Here is a 16761-nt window from a genome sequence, read left to right as displayed (position 1 = left end):
CACTGACATGCAAATTGCCCTGATGTGGGGCAAGGCTATTAGCACAACTCACCAGGCCTGAACGGCGCAGTATGAAATCGAGCCTTTCATCGCAAACGGCTCGGTACGAGCCAGAGATTCAACGTGCAATCGAAAGGCGAGCCATCATCCGCCTCGGCTACTGGCGCCGATCAATGAGATGGTGCAACCAACGGGTCACAAGTCAGTATTGGGGGTCTGACAATGACGAGAGATGCAACTAGTGAGGTTCGATCTCGACCCACATTCTTGTGCCGGGACGGCAATGCTGGAATGTTGTCGCCCGCGCACCAACTAATAAGATTGGCGAGCTGCGCAAGTTACGGCAACAGTAGTCTGGCCCGCATCGCCGATTTAAGTAGTCACGTCTCGCTTTTGCAGCGCGAGATATGCAAAAACATGAGCGGCTCAATAGCCCGGCGCCACCAAACGCGATCCGCCGCATGAGCTCACCAACGAGCTATCCGCAAAAATCGCCCCGACTCGCTCATTCAACCCCTGGCATCGACGGCCAGCCAGGTGCCCAGTCCCCAGAAACCGTTGGCAAACAAGGCGGCCACGTGCTCTTCGACCAGCATCTTGACGCTGGCGATCGCCAGCGAGGCGTCCTGGCGGCGGGCATGGGCAATGCAAAGCTTCCAGTTCAACAGCGCCGTCGAAAACGGAATGGCGCACAAGCGGCCCGCGCGTATGTCGTTTTCCAGCCAGGTGCGGCTGAATATGGTGCAGCCCAGGCCTTTTTCCACAATACCCTTGGTGGAACGGATGCTGTCGCTTTCGAACAGTATGTTGGGATGAATGCCATCGGCCGCGCACAGGCGCTCGACCAGCACGCGTATGCTGTGCGGGCGGCGCGGCAGGATCAGCGGCAAGGTGGCCAGATCGCGCAGCGCGTGGCTTTCGGGGTGCACCAGCGGCATGCCGTTGATCGGGTCGCGCGCGGGCACGATCACGAACAAGGGCTCGACGATCAGCGGCTGGACTTCGAAATCGGCGCTGTACTCGGGGTTGTACAGCAGGGCGATGTCGATTTCGCCGCCCGACAGCCAGTCGTGTATGGTGTCGGAGGTGCTTTCGCGCAGCTGCAATTTGATCAAGGGGTAGCGCAGCCGGCACTGCTCGAAGATCAGCGGCGCCAGCACCGGGCTGGTGGCCGGCGGCAGGGCGATGCGCACGTTGCCGGCGGCCTGCTGCAGCACGCCGCGCACATCGCGTTCGACATCCTTCAGTTCCTCGACCAGGCGTTGCGCCCGGGCGAGCAGCACGGCGCCCGATTCGGTAAGAATCGCCCCGCGCGCGTGGCGCTTGAGCAGCGGCACGCCGAAATGGTGTTCGAGCCGCTGCACGCGCTTGGACAGCGACGATTGGGCAACGCGCAGCCGCGCGGCGGCGGCGGAAAAACTGCGCAGCTGCGCAACGACTATGAACGCGTTGAGGTCTTCGAAAATCATGGTGCCAGGGCCTGTGGACGCAACGCCGCCACGACCCCGGCCAGGCTGGTGCGGCCACGGGGCGCGGCAAGCTCGATGGCGAAGCGGCCTGTCCCGACACACCGCGGCCGGACGCCGGTGCCAGCATTGGCTCCGGCGCGGCTGGCCTGCCGCACGCCACGCCGCTATTGCGGCGTGATGCCCGCCTCTTTGATCACTTTACCCCAAGTCGCGGTCTCGGATTCCAGCCGCTCGGCCATTACCTGGGCCGAACCCGGGTCGGCCTCGATGTTCAGGCCCTGCAGGCGCTGCTGCAGCGCCGGGTCGTGCAGAATGGTCTGCGTAGCCGCATTCAGCCGGGCCACCACCTTGTCGGGCAAGCCGGCCGGGCCGAACAGCCCCCACCACGAGCCTAGGTTCAGCTCGGGCAGCGGCAGGCCGGTGGCCTCGGAGAATGTCGGCACATCGGGCAGGGACGCCGAGCGCTGCTTGCCGGTAATCGCCAGCGCCCGAACCTGCCCGCTCTTGATGAAGCCCTTCGAGCTGCTGACCCCGGTGATCACCATCGAGATATGGCCGCCCACCAGATCGGTCAGCGCCGGGCCGGAGCCTTTGTACGGCACCTGCTCGATGTCGACGCCGGCGGCCTTCTTCAAGACTTCCCCTGCCAGGTGCGTAAGATTGCCGCGGCCGGCGGTGCCTTCGGCGAGCTTGCCGGGATGGGCGCGGGCATAGTCCAGCAGCTCTTTCATGTTGTGGGCCGGCACCGACAAATTCACCACCAGCGCCAGCGGCGCAACCGCAAGCGGCGCGATCGCCCGCAAGTCGGTCTTGGGCTTGAACGGCATGCTGCGCATCAGGCTGGGATTGGTGGCCAAGGTCAGGTCGCCCAGCAGCAGCGTATAGCCGTCGGACTCGGCGTGCGCCACGTAGGCGCCGGCGATGTCGGCGTTGGCGCCGGGCTTGTTCTCGACGATGATCGGCGTGCCCAGGGCCTTGCCCAGCGCCGGGGCAAGCTGGCGCGCCAGGATGTCGCTGGGGCCGCCGGGCGAGTAGCCCACCACCAGGCGGATGGGCTTGGACGGATACGCGGCCTCTGCGTGGGTCGCTGGCGAAGCAGCCAACAGCAAAGAGGCTGCCAGGGCACAAAGGGCGGACAATTTCATAAGGAGGTCTCCTCTAAAGAATGAGTGTTGGCGCAAATCGGCCCGGATCCCGATTGCGCCGTAATCTGCTCGAGCACGCGGCGCGCGGTACGGGCTGTGGCACACCGGCCGCGCCAGGCCACGTGCCCGTCGGGCCGCACCAGAACCAGCGGAGCCACGTAGGCGGCACGCACTGCGGCGTTGTCGCTGCGCTGTACCGCCAAGGGCGTGCGCAGGGCGGCCGCCACGCTTTCGAAGGCACCGGTATCGGCGCCGGCATCGGCCACCAGCACGAAGCCCTTGCCGAACCAGTCCAGGGTGCTGGTGTCGTCGGCCAGCCATACGTGGGGCGCGCGCGCGCCCGGCGCCGTGGTCTGGCAATACAGCATGACCTCGCGCGCCGGCAGTTCCTGCCAGGAAGTTTCAATGGGTGTTCCGAGCGACAGGTGCATGCTAAGGCGCTGCCATTCGCGCAACAGCGCAGGCGTCACGCGGGTTCCGTCGCCGAGGCGGCCGTCCGGCGGCACGCCTTGGGGAAGGCCGGCCGTATCGGGAACCCAGGGCGCTTCGTCCGGCACGACGGCGGGCGAATCGGCATAGACATAACCCAGGTCTATGCCCAGCTTGTACCATTCGCGCAGCATGGTCGCCGAGAAATGCTTGCCCACTTCATAGCGCAGCAAGGCACCCTCGAAGCTCGCGTCCAGCAGCCGCGCGTTGGCGCCGGGCGACAGCGTGCGCAGCAGGTTCCCGCTGGCCTCGCGCACCGCGCGCAAGGCCACGGGGCGGCGCTCGGTTTCGTAGGTGTCCAGCAGCGCCTCGCCGGCCCAGCCGCGCAGCATCGCCTCCAGTTTCCATGACAGATCCACGGCGTCGGCAATGCCCATGTTCATGCCGAAGCCGCCGGTGGGCGAGGTCATATGCGCGGCGTCGCCGGCGATGAAGACCCGGCCGCTCCGATAGGTGTCGGCCACGAGTTCGCGGCGCACCCAGGGCACGATGGAAAGTATCGTATAGGGCATGGGCTGGCCCAATACGCGCTCGATGGCGGCGCGCACTTCGGGCTCGCCCAGTTCCTTGCGTTCTTTGCCGCCGATCAGGGACAGGCGCCAGGTGTCCCGGCCGTCGATGGCCACCACGGTGGCCCAGGTGCCTTCAGGGCCCACGAACAAGTACCGGTAGCCCAGGCGTATGTGGGTGTGGTCGCGCAGCGCCGGGCAGCGAAACAGCACGTTGGTCGTGTAGGTAAGCGTGCCCAGGCCGGACATCGCAATGTCCAGGCCCTTGCGTACGCGGCTGGCCGCGCCGTCGCAGCCCACCAGGTAGCGGGCGCGCAAGGTTTGTGTACGATCGTCGGCGGTTTGCACGGTGGCCACGACCGCGGCATCGCTCTGCTCGAAGGCAGTCAAGCGGCTGAGGTAGTGCAGGCTGGCCTGCGACTGGGCCTGCGCAAACTTGCGCAGAATCGGGTCGAACAGATTCTGCGGGCAGCGAAAGCGCGATTCAGGGCTGATGCCGGGGCGCGACTCCTCGCTGCCGCCGGACGGCGTGGCGAACTCTTCGCGGCCCAGCTCATACCCCGAGAACGAGGTCAGATACACCATGTCCTGCGGATATTCGCGGGGGTAGCCGCAGTTGTATACCTGGTCGACAATCCCCCAGCGCCGGCAGAATTCCATGGTGCGTACATTCACGCCGTCCATCTTGGGCTGGACGATGCTGCCGTCGCCCTGCTCCAGCAAGATGCACGATATGCCGCGCCAGCCCAGGTCTCCGGCCAGCGCAAGGCCGACCGGGCCGCCGCCGACGACGATGACGTCGGCCGAAAATTCATTATCGTGTTGCATGGTTCCGTTCTGTGTTGCTGGTTTCTTTATTGCTGATTTCTTTATTGCCGATTTCTTTACCGCGGATAGCTTTATTGCGAATTGCTTTATTGCGGACTGCTTGAGTGCGGACTGCTTGCGGGCAGCCCAGCCGGGGCATGCAGCGATCACCTCGATCGCCATGCCCGTGTGCTTCGACCAGCGCCAACAGGCCTGCCCCGGTAGCGGGCATCACAGGGCTTCTTCGTACAAATAGCGCAACAGGCGCAGCATGTCCTCGTCGGATACGGTGAAAAGGTCGGATTCTTCCGAGGCCGAGATCTGCAGGGCATGCCATGCAGGCACCGTAAACACGTCGCCTGCCTGCCAGGCGTAGCGCTGCCCGGCGACGACGGCCGTGCCCCTGCCCGACTTCACGCTGACGATCTGATTGGCGGTGGTGCGCCAGGGGCGGCTGGCGAAGCCCGCAGGCAGACGCTGCAGCGCCAGCGTCATGGAAGGCATGACACCGCTGCTGTCCAGCACCACACGCTGCCCATAGCGCTCCTGGGGGTCGGGAATGGCCGCCGCCAGCGCCTGCTGCGTTTTTTCCCAAGGGAATACGAAGGCGTGGTCGCGGGTGCGGCGCTCCGGCTGCTGATAATCGCCGGGCCAGGGTTCGAAGAACATGGGCTCGAGCAGGTGCACGGTGGGCACGTCGAGGAAATCGATCCAGTAGCCCGGACGCGTGCCTGCGTTGCCATGGCCGTGCCAGCTCCAGCCCGGGGTCAGCAGTACGTCGCCCGGGCGCATGTCGATGCGCATGCCGTCCACCACCGTGTAGACGTCGTCGGCCGTGTCCAGCACGAAGCGCAGCGCGTGCGGCGTATGGCGGTGCGAGCGCGCGCGCTCGCCGGGCAGGATCATCTGGTAGGCGCACACCAGGGTGCGCAGCGTGGCGTAGTGGTTGCCCGGGTGCGGGTTCACCAGGAAAAGGTTGCGCCGCTCGGCAAGCTCGGTGTCGATCAGCCGCCCGGCCGCATCCAGCCCGGCCCGGGCTTCTTCCCAGCGCCAATGGCAGGGAACGAAATCGGTGCGCGGCTCGGCCCACAGAGACGGCTCGGCCTTGTTCCAGCCGGCGCGAAACGAAAGCAGCGCCAGCCTGTCGTTCAGTTCAGTCAGGCTGTCGGTGGCAGCCAGCAAATCGGTAGACATGATTCTTTCTCACCTCCCGGTGTATAGCGCGCGCATACGCATCAGACCCGGTGCGGAATGGCGATGTTCCAGCCGCCCTCGCCCTGCTGCACGGCCACCGACATGCGTCCCACGCCCGGGGTAATGTCTATGGTGATAGTGTCGCCAGGCACTACGGGGCCGACGCCTTCGGCGGTGCCGGTGGCGATCACGTCGCCCGGCTCCAGGGTCATCACCGATGAACACATCGCAATGATTTCAGGCACGTCGACGATCATGTCGCGGGTCAGGGCGTCCTGGCGCAGCTCATCGTTCACCCACAGCTGCACGCGCAGCGCGGCGGGATCCGGCACTTCGTCGGCGGTGGTGATCCAGGGGCCCAGCGGCGTGAAAGTGTCGTAGGACTTGCGGATTGCCCGCTCTTGCTTGCCGCGCACCGTCATGTCCAGCAGGCAGCCGTAGCCGAACACGTAGTCCAGGGCCTGGTCGCGCGCCACGTGGCGGCAGCGGCGCCCGATGATTACCGCCAGCTCTGCCTCGTGGTGGATGGCGCGCCCGGGCAGGTCGGGCAACAGCACCGGCTCGCCCGCGCCCGACAGCGACGAGGCGCTCTTGATGAAGAAGCCGCCGTTTTTCGAGATGGCGGGCGACGACATTTCCAGCGCGTGAGCATGATAATTGACCGGAATGGCAATCAGCTTGTTGGGCCAGGGCATGGGGTTTTCCAGCCTGACCGAGTCTATGGCGATGGGCGCCGCGGCCTGGGCGGCGGCCAGCAGGCGCTCGCGCTTGCCGTCGAAGGATTCGACCAGCTTCACTACGCCTATGGGCGGCCAGAACCCAGGGTCGATGCCCGCGGCATCGGTTACGTCCCGCAGGGTGCCGTCGATTACGCAGCCGATACGGCCACCATTGAAACGCGCCAGTTTCAAAACCATTCTCCAATCAGATGCCGGCCGGGCCGGCGGCCGCACACCCCATGTCGCGGCAACACGGAAATGTTATCGATGGCATGCGCAAAGGAGAATTTCTATATCGAGATAGGAAGTATCTCGGCTTGTCATAGGCACGCCGCCCGCCGCGGCTCGGGCAGAGGGCCGGTGACGGTGAAGGTGAAGGTGGAGCTAAAGGTGAAGGGATAGGCGGAGGCCGGAGCGAGCTTGGGCACCGGAACAGAGGCGGCGCAGGCAAAAACCGGCGGCTCGGCATAGGCATACCTGCGCGCCGTAAAGTAATATCGCGGCACTGGCGCCGGCATTGACACCCGGCCCCCGGTTAGTTTACGTTTGAACAATAGCCCGCTTGCGGCGCCACGGCGGCCGCCGGCGAAGGCGGCCCCGGGGCGCATCAGCCTCTGCGCGGCGCAGGCAACAAGAATGGAGACACGCACGGATACGCAAGATACCGCGCCGGACACGGTGCTCGAGCTGCAGGACGTCATGGTAGAACTGGGCGGGCAGCAGATATACGACCGCCTCAGCTTCCAGGTTTCCCGCGGGGAATTCGTGTGCCTGCTGGGGCCGTCGGGCTGCGGCAAGTCGACCAGCCTGCGCGTCATGGGCGGGCTGCTGCCGGTGTCCGGCGGCAGCGTGCGCATCATGGGGCAAAGCCCCGCCGAGGGCTGGCCGAAGCTGGCCTATGTGTTCCAGTCGCCGCGCCTGGTGTCGTGGCGCAACGCCCTGGAGAATGTCGTGCTCGGCATGGAACTGCGCTTCGGCGCGGGCAGCGCCGCAAGCCGCCGCGAAAAGGCCATGCAGCTGCTTGCCCTGGTGGGCCTGGCGCAAGACACGCACAAGTACCCTTCCATGCTGTCCGGCGGCGAGCGCCAGCGGGTCGCCATCGCCCGCGCCCTGGCGGTGGATCCGGAAATCATCTTCATGGACGAGCCGTTCTCGGCCCTGGATCCCACCACGCGCCGCAAGATGCGCAGCGAAATCGAACAGATCTGGCGCCACACGGGCAAGACCATCGTGTTCGTCACCCACGACGTCGACGAGGCGCTGCAACTGGCCGACCGCATCATTCTGCTGGGCCGCAAGCCGTCTTCGGTGCAGGAAAACCTGTACCTGCGGGCCGCGCGGCCGCGCGACTTGGGCGGCGCCGAACTGGCCGCGCATCGCACTCGCCTGCTGGACACTTATGCTTCCGACGAATCCATCGCCGCAAGCTGAATTCCCTACGCCAAGGAGCCTACCGTGAATCGCCGCAACGTACTAAAACTGGGAACCCTGGCCCTGCCGGGCCTGATGCTGGCCGCGCGCGGGGCGCATGCCCAGGGCGCCAAGAAAAAAATCAGCTACGCCTACCTGCTCGATCCGGCCTACGATGCGGTGGTCTGGGCCATCACCAACGGCAAGGTGAAGTCCGACCTGATCGAAATCGAGGCGCGGTCGCTGGCCATCCCGCAGCTGCTGCAGGCTACCGCGTCCAAGCAGTACGACGTGATCATGACGGCGGTGATCGGGCTGCCGGCGGCGGCCTCGCGCGGGCTGGAACTGCGCATCCTGAACACCGCCCTGCAGCAGGCCAAGCCGGGGCTGGGCGGCGGCGTCTGGGTGAAAAAAGACAGCCCGCTGCAGCGCCCGCAAGACCTGAAGGGCAAGACCATGGGCTCGTACAGCCTGCGCTCCACCGGCTACACACAGGTGCGCATCGCCCTGCAAAAGAAATACGGCCTGAACACGGCGCTGCAGGGCGGCGACTTCAAGCAGCTGCAGATTCCGGCCTCGAACCTGCCGGCGGCGCTGGCGCGCGGCAGCGTCGACGCGGCCACGCTGATCCACAGCCAGGCCTACAAGGCCATCCAGTCGGGCGAGTACCGCACCATTGCCGAAACGGCGCGCGACAACATCGAGATGTTCAAGCTGCGCTTCATCAGCGCCGTGAACGTGTCCTACCCCGAGAAGCTGCAGGCCGATGCCGAGGCCTACATGGAATTCATCCGCATGTTCAAGGCTTCGGTGCAATACGCGCTAAGCCACCGCGACGAGGTCTTCAATGCGGTGTCCAAGAAAAGCGGCCTCGATCCCAAATTCTTCGACTGGTGGTTCACCAACGTGGCGGACGTGCCGGGCAATTTCACGCGCGAACATGCCAAGTCCATCGACAAGTTCTATGAATTGTCGGCCGAGCTGGGCGTGCTGAAGAAAGCGGTGCCGGTCGAACCGTTCTTGTGGGACAAGCTGCACATGGGCGCGTGATGACGCTGATGGCCCGCGCCGCGCAACGCGCTCTGCACCCCCGCCGTACCGCGCGGCGCCTGGACTGAACCGGCCCCATGTCGCGCCGCGCACTTGCCACGCACCTGTTCACGCTGTTGTTCCTGGCGGCATGGAGCCTGGCCGCCTGGGTCAGTCCCGCCTACCAGATGCCCGGCCCGTGGGCCGTGCTGCAGGGCGCCTGGAAGTTCCTGACGACCCCGGAACTGCTGCTGCAACTGGGGGCTTCGCTGTACCACGTGGCGGCGGCCATCGTCCTGTCGTTCATCCTGGGCTGCGTGCTGGCCCTGATCCCCTATTATTTTCCGGTGGCGCGCATCGCCATACACCGGCGCTTCGGCGCCTTCCTGGGTTCGTTTCCCGGCGTCGGCTGGGCGCTGCTGGCGGGCATGTGGTTCGGCATCAATTCCATATCGGTGATCTTTGCCATTAGCGCGGTGCTGCTGCCGTTCGCCCTGGTCAACCTGAACAGCGGGCTGAACAACCTGGATGCCGAACTGATGGAGATGGGCCAGAGCTTTACGCGCCACACGGCGCGCAAGCTGCGGCTGGTAATTTTGCCGCTGCTCTACCCCTATCTGTTCGCCACGCTGCGGCTGATGTTCGGCGTGGCATGGAAGGTGACGCTGGCGGCCGAGCTGTTCGGCGGCAACTCCGGCCTGGGCTATCTGATCAACCTGGCGCGCCAGGACTACGACACCGTAACGATCTTCGTGATTATTTTCTTCATCATCGTGTTCGTGTATTGCGCCGAGCGCTTCTTCTTCAAACCCATCCAGGCCCGCTTCGACGCCTATGCCAAGATCTGACCCACCAGCCGCGGGTTCCAAGGGGCGGCGCGACACAGCCGGACGCCTGCTGGGCGAGCTGCTGGTCGTGGCCTTCCTGGCGATCTGGTGGGCCACCGCGCGCGGCCTGCCCAATTTCGTGCTGCCCGGGCCGCTGGCCGTGGCGCACCGGCTGCTGCAGCTGCTGGGCGAGCCCGAGTTCCTGGCCAATGCGCTGGTGTCCACGCTACGCGTGATTCTGTCGGTGCTGGTGGCCTGCGTGCTGGGCGGCCTGCTGGCGCTGCTGGCCAATGCCAGGCCGGCCTACGACGGCATCATCAACGAACGCATCAAACCCTTCCTGAATTCCTTTCCGTCCATAGGCTGGGCGATCCTGGCTTCCATCTGGTTCCCGGCCGGTAATTTCGGCGTGGTGTTCGTGCAGGTGGCGATTCTTACGCCGTTCTGCCTGATCAATATCGACCAGGGCTTTCGCGCCATCGACCAGGAACTGCTGGAAATGGGCCGCAGCTTCACCCGCAGCAACCCGCGCATCTGGCTGCGCATTCACCTGCGGCTGCTGACGCCGTTCATCTTGTCGGCCATCCGGATTTCCTACGGCATCGCCTGGAAAATAGCGCTGGTGTCGGAACTGCTGGGCGCGCCCAACGGGCTGGGCTACATGATGCTGCAGGCGCAGTCCACCGCCGAAGCCGTCACCTTCCTGGCCGTGTGCTTCTCGATCGTGTTCATCTTCGTACTGGGCGACCGCCTGATCCTGGTGCCGCTGGAAAGAAAATTCCCGGTCACCCGGTGATGGTGGAGGTCGCCGGGGCGGCCCGCCGCCCTGGGATCGTGACGCACGGCCGGGCCGCGCAGGCCGGGCCGCGCAAGCCGCAGCACACACGCCGGGCAAGCCGGCAACCCGGGGGCAGCGCCGCAGCGACGGCGCCCCGAGGCCTTAGCTACGCGTGGCGTCGCGCGGGCCGCATTTCGGGGGAAGCATCTGTTTTTTTATCGTAGCCATTACAGGACGACAGCAACATGAACGATTCCGCCAAGAACGCCGATTGTGTAGCCGATACCGCCGAAGGCCCGGTACGCGGCAGGCTTGTGGAGGGCGTGCGCGTCTACAAAGGCGTGCCGTACGCCCAGCCCATGACGGGCGAGCTGCGCTTCCGCGACCCGCTGCCGGCGCAGCCGCGCGGCCGCGAACTGGACGCGCGCGAGCCCGCCCCCATCGCCCCGCAGGGCCGCTCGCGCCTGGCCCTGGCCATGGGCGACTTCAGCCTGCAGCAAAGCGAAGACTGCCTGACGCTGGACATCTACGCCCCCGACGGCGCGCCCGGCTCGCGCAAGCCGGTAATCGCCTGGATACACGGCGGCGCCTTCACCAGCGGCGCCGGGTCGCTGCCCTGGTACGGCGGCGGCACCCTGGCGCGCAACGGCGACGTGGTCACCGTGGGCATCAACTACCGCCTCGGCGCGCTGGGCTTTCTGTATTTGCCTGGCCTAAGCGCGGGCAATCTGGGCCTGAAAGACCAGGTGCAGGCGCTGCAATGGATCAAGCAGAACATCCAGCATTTCGGCGGCGACCCCGACAACATCACCGTCATGGGGCAATCGGCGGGCGGCGCCTCGATCGCGGCCATGCTGACCATGCCGCAGCTGGACGGCCTGTTCAAGCGCGCCATCATGCAAAGCGCATCGATGGGCCGGATGTTCAATTCCCCCGAAGATTCCGAGCGCCTGGGCCGCGCTTACCTGAAGCTGCTGGACATAGCCCCCGGCCAGGCCGCGCAACTGCGCCAGGTGCCGGTCGACAAGCTGCTGCAGGCGCAGCAGGCATTGGGCGCGGCCGAGCGCAAGCTGGCGCAGACCAAGCCCCCCTTCTGGCTGGTGCGCGACGGCGACTATATACGCAGCGAGCTGCTCGACACCCTGGGGCCGGATCGCCGGCTCGGCATCGACCTGCTGATCGGCACCACGCGCGAAGAAATGGCGGCGTTCTACAAGCATGACGAAGCCGTGCGCAATGCCGGTGCGGACGTCGTAGAGCAGTTGTTCCACGCAGAGTTCGGCGATCAGGCCCGGCAATACATGGACGCCTACCGGCGCCGCCGCGCGGTGCCCAACGCCGCCGCGCTGCTGGGCGACATGAATACCGACAAGGTGTTCCGCCTCGGATCCCTGGAGCTGGCGGCCACTTTCAAGCGCAAGGGCCTGTCGGCGTATGTATATCAGTTCGACTGGCAGTCGCCGGCGGGCTATGAATCGTGCCACTGCCTGGAGCTGCCCTTCGTGTTCGGCGACCTGCGCCTGTGGGCCGATGCGCCCATGCTGGCGGGAATGGATGAAAGCGAGTTCGCCGGCCTGTCGAACGCCATGCAGCAGGCATGGGCCGCCTTTGCCCGCAGCGGCGATCCCGGCCACGCCGGCATACCGCAATGGGATGCCTACAGCGACGAGAACCGCAACGTGATGCACTTCGATCGCTTGATAGAGCCGCGCCGCGCGTGGATCGCGCCTGGTTTGGACTAGCACCTGTTCACCCTGGAAGGGAAACCGCGCCGGCGCCAGGCCACGGAAATTATTCCGATAAATGTTCGGCGCAGGCGGGTATCAAGCCACGGGCAGCAAGAACATGCCGGCGGCGATCAGGGTAGGAAGCGCCGCCGCCAGCAGCAGCTTGCCTGGGGAGATGGCGCCGTCGGGAAAGTAGCGCTTGAGCAGCGCGAAGCCCGCGGGATTGGGGGCGTTGGCAATGACGGTCAGGCCGCCGCCGGTTACGGCGCCCGCCACCAGCATATAGCGCCAGGTTTCGCTGGTGCCGCTTACCAGCGAGCCCAGGTATGTAAGAGCGGCGTTGTCGGTAACTGCCGTCAGCGCGGCTGCGCCCCAGTACAGCACGAGCGGATCCAGGCCGGCCAGCAAATCTTGCAGCCACCAGCCCTGCATGCCGCCCAGCACCACCAGGCCTGCCAGGAAGAAGCCCACCATCAGGCCTTCCTTGATCATCAGCGGGTCTTGATGGCGCTTGTAGGCTTCGGTGTAGCCGATGAAGAACATCAGCAGGCTCAGGAACACCGCGGCGTGGTGCGAGCCCAGCACCACGCCAGCCAGGAATAGCAGATGCACGGCCATTACCGCCGGCGGCACCGGCGGGCGGACGCGGCGCGGCGCCGCGCTGTCGCTCGCCGCACCTTTGCCGGCGAGCGCGCCTGCACTCAGGCCCTTTACACCGCCGGCCGCAGCGGCGGCAGGGGCGCTTGCGGTAGCGGAGCTTGCGGTGGAGGAGCTTGCCGCCGCTACGGCAGCGGCACCTTGCCCGCTCGGCTGGCCGGGCAAGATCCGGGCGCAAACCACGGTCAACAGGCCGGCGTTGATGAAAACGGCGAGCGCGGCGCGCCAGCCGAAATGCGCGGCCATATAAGCCGTGTCCCAGCCGAAGGCGTGGGCCACCATCAGCACGGCCGGCGCCGCGTAGGCGGTAAGCACCCCGCCTATCGATACGTTGACGAACAGCACACCCAGCGTCAGGTACTTGAAGCCGTAGTGCGGCCCATGGCGAAAACACGTGTCGCGCAGCAGCAGCGCCGCCAGCGTCATGGCCGCAGGCTCGGTAATGAACGAGCCCGACAGCGGCACCAGGGACAGAGTCAGAAAAAAGGTGGCGACTTCGCCGCGCAGCGGTAGCGCGCGCGCCATCCCGCGCACCAGCATGTCTACCAGAGCGAGTATGGGGCGGCTGGCGGCCACGACCATCACGGCGAAGACGAATGCGGGCTCAGTGAAGTTGCGCCCGTCCAGGTAGGCTACGGCGCTCGAGACACCCGACAGGGCCGCCATGGCCACAAGCAGCACGAACGCCCATACGCCGAATACCACTTCCACTTCCGACAACAGGTGCCAAAGGCCCGCATGGCCGCCGCCGCGCGCGGCACGGCGTGCGAACACAGGCACACAGAAGGTATGGATGACGGCCACCGCGAACAGGACGGTAGCCATCAGTTCAATGGCATTGGGCATGGCTAGGATTATTGACGCTAAAAGAGGCGCCGCATTGGCAGGCAACCGGGCGCGCGGCCCGGCAGCGCACGGGCTTGCGCGCCGCCTATTGTCGCACGTCCTTTCAGGACGCAGTCAGCATACCTGCCATGCGGGCAAGGGTGCAGCCGGGCAAACGCGATGGACTAGCCCCCGCCGCGGCTTCCTCCTGGAAAGAAGCATGCGCTTCGGGCGGCCAGGCACCGCACTGGTGCCCTCAGCCCGACGCAAGAATGAACTGCGCGCCCTTCTCGGCAATCATGACGGTGGGAGAGTTGGTGTTGCCGGAAGTAATGGTGGGCATGATGGACGCGTCGATGACGCGCAGGCCCTGGACGCCGTGCACGCGCAGCTCGGGGTCGACTACCGACATCGCATCCACGCCCATCTTGCAAGTTCCCACAGGGTGGAAGATGGTAGTGCCGATGTCGCCGGCGGCGCGCTCGAGCTCGTCCTGGCCCTGCACCGACGAGCCGGGCCGGTACTCTTCGGGCCGGTATTTGGCCATGGCCGACTGGCTCATGATTTTGCGCGTCAAGCGTATGCTGTCGGCCGCCACGCGCCGGTCTTGTTCGGTGTGCAGGTAATTGCAAAGAATCTGCGGCGCATCGGCCGCGTCGGGCGTGGCGATGCGCACGTGACCGCGGCTGGAGGGCTGCAGATTGCACACTGACGCGGTCATGGCCGAGAAGGTGTGCAGCGCATCGCCGAACTTGTCGAGCGACAGGGGCTGCACGTGATATTCGAGATTGGCGCGTTGCTGTTCGGGGCCGGAACGCGCGAACGCCCCCAGCTGCGAGGGCGCCATCGACAGCGGCCCGCTTTTCTGCAGCGCGTACTGCAGGCCGATGCGCGCCTTGCCCAGCCACGAGCCCACCATGGTGTTCAGCGTCTTGGCATTTTGCACTTTGTAGATCAGGCGCAGCTGCAGATGATCTTGCAGGTTCTCGCCCACGCCGGGCAGATCGTGCACCACCGGAATGCCCAGGGACTGCAGCAGCGCGCCCGGCCCCACGCCGGAAACCTGCAGCAGTTGCGCCGAGCCTATGGAGCCGGCCGACAATATGGTTTCGGCCCGCGCCCGCGCCTGCTGCAGCTGGCCGTCCTGCAGGAATTCCACGCCGCAGGCGCGGCGTCCCTCGAACACCACGCGCCGCACCTGCGCGCCGGTAATCACCGTAAGATTGGGGCGTTGCGCCACCGGGTGCAGGAAAGCCTTGGCCGAAGTCCAGCGCACGCCGCGCCGCTGGTTCACCTCGAAGTAAGCACAACCCTCGTTGTCGCCACGGTTGAAGTCGTCCACCGCGGGGATGCCCGCCTGCGCTGCGGCCTCGCGGAAAGAGTCCAGCACTTCCCACGACAGGCGCTGGCGCTCGACCCGCCAAGTGCCCGAGGCACCATGGAATTCGCTGGTGCCCGCATGATGGTCTTCGACGCGCTTGAATACCGGCAGCACGTCTTCCCAGCCCCAGCCGGCATTGCCCTGCGCCGCCCAGCCGTCGTAGTCGGCCGCCTGGCCGCGCATGTAGATCATGCCGTTGATGGCGGAACTGCCGCCCAGCACGCGCCCGCGCGGATAGCCCAGGGTGCGGCCGTTCAGGCCGGGGTCGGGCTGGGTGCTGTAGCACCAGTCGGTGCGCGGATTGCCGATGCAGTACAGGTAGCCCACGGGAATGTGGATCCAGCGCCAGTCGTCGCGGCCGCCGGCTTCAAGCAGCAGCACCTTGGTGGCCGGATTGGCCGACAGCCGGTTGGCCAGCAGGCAGCCGGCCGAGCCCGCCCCTACGATGACGTAATCAAATTCCAGATTCTTTGCTTGCGGCGTTCGAGTCACGATGACACGCCTCCTCGTCATATTCTTATGCAGATGCGGCCACCCTTGCACAGGCGCATGGCTCTCCCGCGTTCGGTGTTCCGCACTCAATACTGTATCGCAAGCACGCCCGCATTACCTGACAGACAGCCGAAACCCCCGGCTGCGCTGGGCCCGAGCCGGGGCCGCCAGCCCCTCGGCCGCCCAGGAGGACGCCGCAGGCCGGCCTGCCCGGCACGAATGTGCAACCGAGTGTATGGACGGCGCCCCCGCCAGGCGCGTACGGGCGGCGTGCGGCCCGGGTGCGGCTACCAGCGCCGCGCACCTCGCCCGGGCGCAAGCGGGGCAGCGCCGCACCTCGGCCCGTTCTGACAGAATTGACACCGCCCGCACTTCAGGAAGCAAGGCCCGGCTCGCTGGGCACCACGCCTATGTGTTCCGGATGGTGGCGGTCGAGCAGCTCGATCAGCCTGGCGGTGGCGGGCATCAGCGAGCCACGCGGGTAAGTGATACCCAGCTGGCGCACCATGGTGGTCTCGCGCAGCCGCACTTCGCGCAGCAGGCCGCGCGTCTTGGGATGCGCCAGCGTCAGGCGCGACAGAAAGCACAGCAGATCGGTACTGCCTATTACATCGTGTATGGAAGGCAGAGAATTGGTTTCGATATGCGCGTGCGGGCGCGGCAGATCGTGCGCCAGGAATACGTCGTCGAGCCACTTGCGGCTGCCCACCATGGCGTTGGGCAATATCCACTTGTAGTCCGGCAATTGCTCCAGCCGCACCTTGCCGCGGCGGAAAATGGGATGATGGCGGCCCGCGGCCACCACCACCGTGTCGTCGATGAAGGCCTGGTGGCGGAATTCGTCGTCGCCCGTTACCACCCCCACGATCATGTCCAGCCTGTCCTGGCGGATCAGATCCTTGAGCACATAATTGGTGTTGATCGTGACTTCCAGCGAGATGCCCGGCTCGTGGCCCAACACCAGGTTGCAGATGATCGGCAGCAGATAATCGGCCGTGATCGGCCCGCAGCCCACGCGCACCTTGCCCACCGAACCCGCCACGAAATCGCGCATGTCGTTCAGGTAGCGGTCGCTGGCGGCGCGAACCTTGGCCGCACGCGCCTGGAACTCGCGCCCCACCGCGGTCAGCTGCAGGCCCCGCCCCTTGCGCTCGAACAGCGCCGCGCCCACTTCGCCTTCCAGCCGCTGTATGCACTTGGTCAGCGCCGGCTGGCTGCGGCACAGCACCTCGGCGGCCTTGCCCAGATGCCCGAGCCCCGCGATGATTTCGAAATAGCGCAGGTCGCGCAGCTCGATATTCAT

Annotated in this window: 14 protein-coding genes; 5 read left to right on the top strand and 9 right to left on the bottom strand. The window is 66.0% G+C overall.

From position 1 onward, the window contains the following. Positions 1-509 precede the first annotated feature (509 nt). The 6 genes from CEY11_RS05810 to CEY11_RS05790 form a co-directional block, all read right to left on the bottom strand. Positions 510-1469, bottom strand: coding sequence for a LysR family transcriptional regulator (locus tag CEY11_RS05810; RefSeq protein ID WP_088602400.1), 960 nt, complete (start codon positions 1467-1469; stop codon positions 510-512). A gap of 164 nt (positions 1470-1633) precedes the next feature. Beyond that, entirely contained in the window at positions 1634-2614 is a 981-nt protein-coding gene (locus tag CEY11_RS05805; RefSeq protein ID WP_158215192.1) for a Bug family tripartite tricarboxylate transporter substrate binding protein, read from the bottom strand. Then, positions 2611-4440 (bottom strand): FAD-dependent monooxygenase, encoded by a 1830-nt coding sequence (locus tag CEY11_RS05800; protein WP_088602398.1) that lies wholly within the window; start codon positions 4438-4440, stop codon positions 2611-2613. The genes CEY11_RS05805 and CEY11_RS05800 overlap by 4 nt, the downstream gene beginning before the upstream one ends. After that, positions 4427-4654 (bottom strand): hypothetical protein, encoded by a 228-nt coding sequence (locus CEY11_RS25015; protein WP_143322688.1) that lies wholly within the window; start codon positions 4652-4654, stop codon positions 4427-4429. The genes CEY11_RS05800 and CEY11_RS25015 overlap by 14 nt, the downstream gene beginning before the upstream one ends. Continuing rightward, positions 4651-5613, bottom strand: coding sequence for a cupin domain-containing protein (locus tag CEY11_RS05795; protein WP_088602397.1), 963 nt, complete (start codon positions 5611-5613; stop codon positions 4651-4653). Before CEY11_RS05795 ends, CEY11_RS25015 begins: the two co-directional genes overlap by 4 nt. A 41-nt stretch (positions 5614-5654) precedes the next feature. After that, positions 5655-6530: a fumarylacetoacetate hydrolase family protein gene (locus tag CEY11_RS05790; RefSeq protein WP_233154731.1), complete on the bottom strand. Its 876-nt coding sequence runs from the start codon at positions 6528-6530 to the stop codon at positions 5655-5657. A 438-nt stretch (positions 6531-6968) separates the two neighbouring features. Here CEY11_RS05790 and CEY11_RS05785 point away from each other — a divergent pair, with 438 nt between their 5' ends. From CEY11_RS05785 to CEY11_RS05765, 5 genes are all read left to right on the top strand, one after another. Beyond that, the gene (locus CEY11_RS05785) at positions 6969-7763 is read left to right on the top strand and encodes an ABC transporter ATP-binding protein (RefSeq protein ID WP_088602396.1); all 795 of its coding nucleotides are present in this window, start codon (positions 6969-6971) and stop codon (positions 7761-7763) included. A 24-nt stretch (positions 7764-7787) separates the two neighbouring features. Continuing rightward, on the top strand, positions 7788-8792 hold the full coding sequence (locus CEY11_RS05780; protein ID WP_088602395.1) for an ABC transporter substrate-binding protein: 1005 nt from the start codon (positions 7788-7790) through the stop codon (positions 8790-8792). A gap of 77 nt (positions 8793-8869) precedes the next feature. Continuing rightward, positions 8870-9619, top strand: coding sequence for an ABC transporter permease (locus CEY11_RS05775; RefSeq protein WP_088602394.1), 750 nt, complete (start codon positions 8870-8872; stop codon positions 9617-9619). After that, positions 9606-10394, top strand: a complete 789-nt coding sequence (locus CEY11_RS05770) for an ABC transporter permease (RefSeq protein WP_088602393.1) — start codon at positions 9606-9608, stop codon at positions 10392-10394. Before CEY11_RS05775 ends, CEY11_RS05770 begins: the two co-directional genes overlap by 14 nt. A gap of 227 nt (positions 10395-10621) precedes the next feature. Then, positions 10622-12118, top strand: coding sequence for a carboxylesterase/lipase family protein (locus tag CEY11_RS05765; protein ID WP_088602392.1), 1497 nt, complete (start codon positions 10622-10624; stop codon positions 12116-12118). A gap of 81 nt (positions 12119-12199) precedes the next feature. Here the strand turns inward: CEY11_RS05765 and CEY11_RS05760 are convergent, their stop codons facing one another. The 3 genes from CEY11_RS05760 to CEY11_RS05750 form a co-directional block, all read right to left on the bottom strand. Next, positions 12200-13606, bottom strand: a complete 1407-nt coding sequence (locus CEY11_RS05760) for a putative Na+/H+ antiporter (protein WP_088602391.1) — start codon at positions 13604-13606, stop codon at positions 12200-12202. A gap of 235 nt (positions 13607-13841) precedes the next feature. Further along, on the bottom strand, positions 13842-15479 hold the full coding sequence (locus CEY11_RS05755) for a GMC family oxidoreductase (protein WP_088602390.1): 1638 nt from the start codon (positions 15477-15479) through the stop codon (positions 13842-13844). Positions 15480-15831: 352 nt separating this feature from the next. Next, on the bottom strand, positions 15832-16761 hold the full coding sequence (locus CEY11_RS05750) for a LysR family transcriptional regulator (RefSeq protein ID WP_088602389.1): 930 nt from the start codon (positions 16759-16761) through the stop codon (positions 15832-15834).

Source organism: Candidimonas nitroreducens (assembly GCF_002209565.1).
Taxonomy (GTDB): domain Bacteria; phylum Pseudomonadota; class Gammaproteobacteria; order Burkholderiales; family Burkholderiaceae_B; genus Candidimonas; species Candidimonas nitroreducens.
The sequence above is the reverse complement of the archived record's forward strand: the minus strand, read 5'-3'. Positions and strand labels throughout refer to the sequence as shown.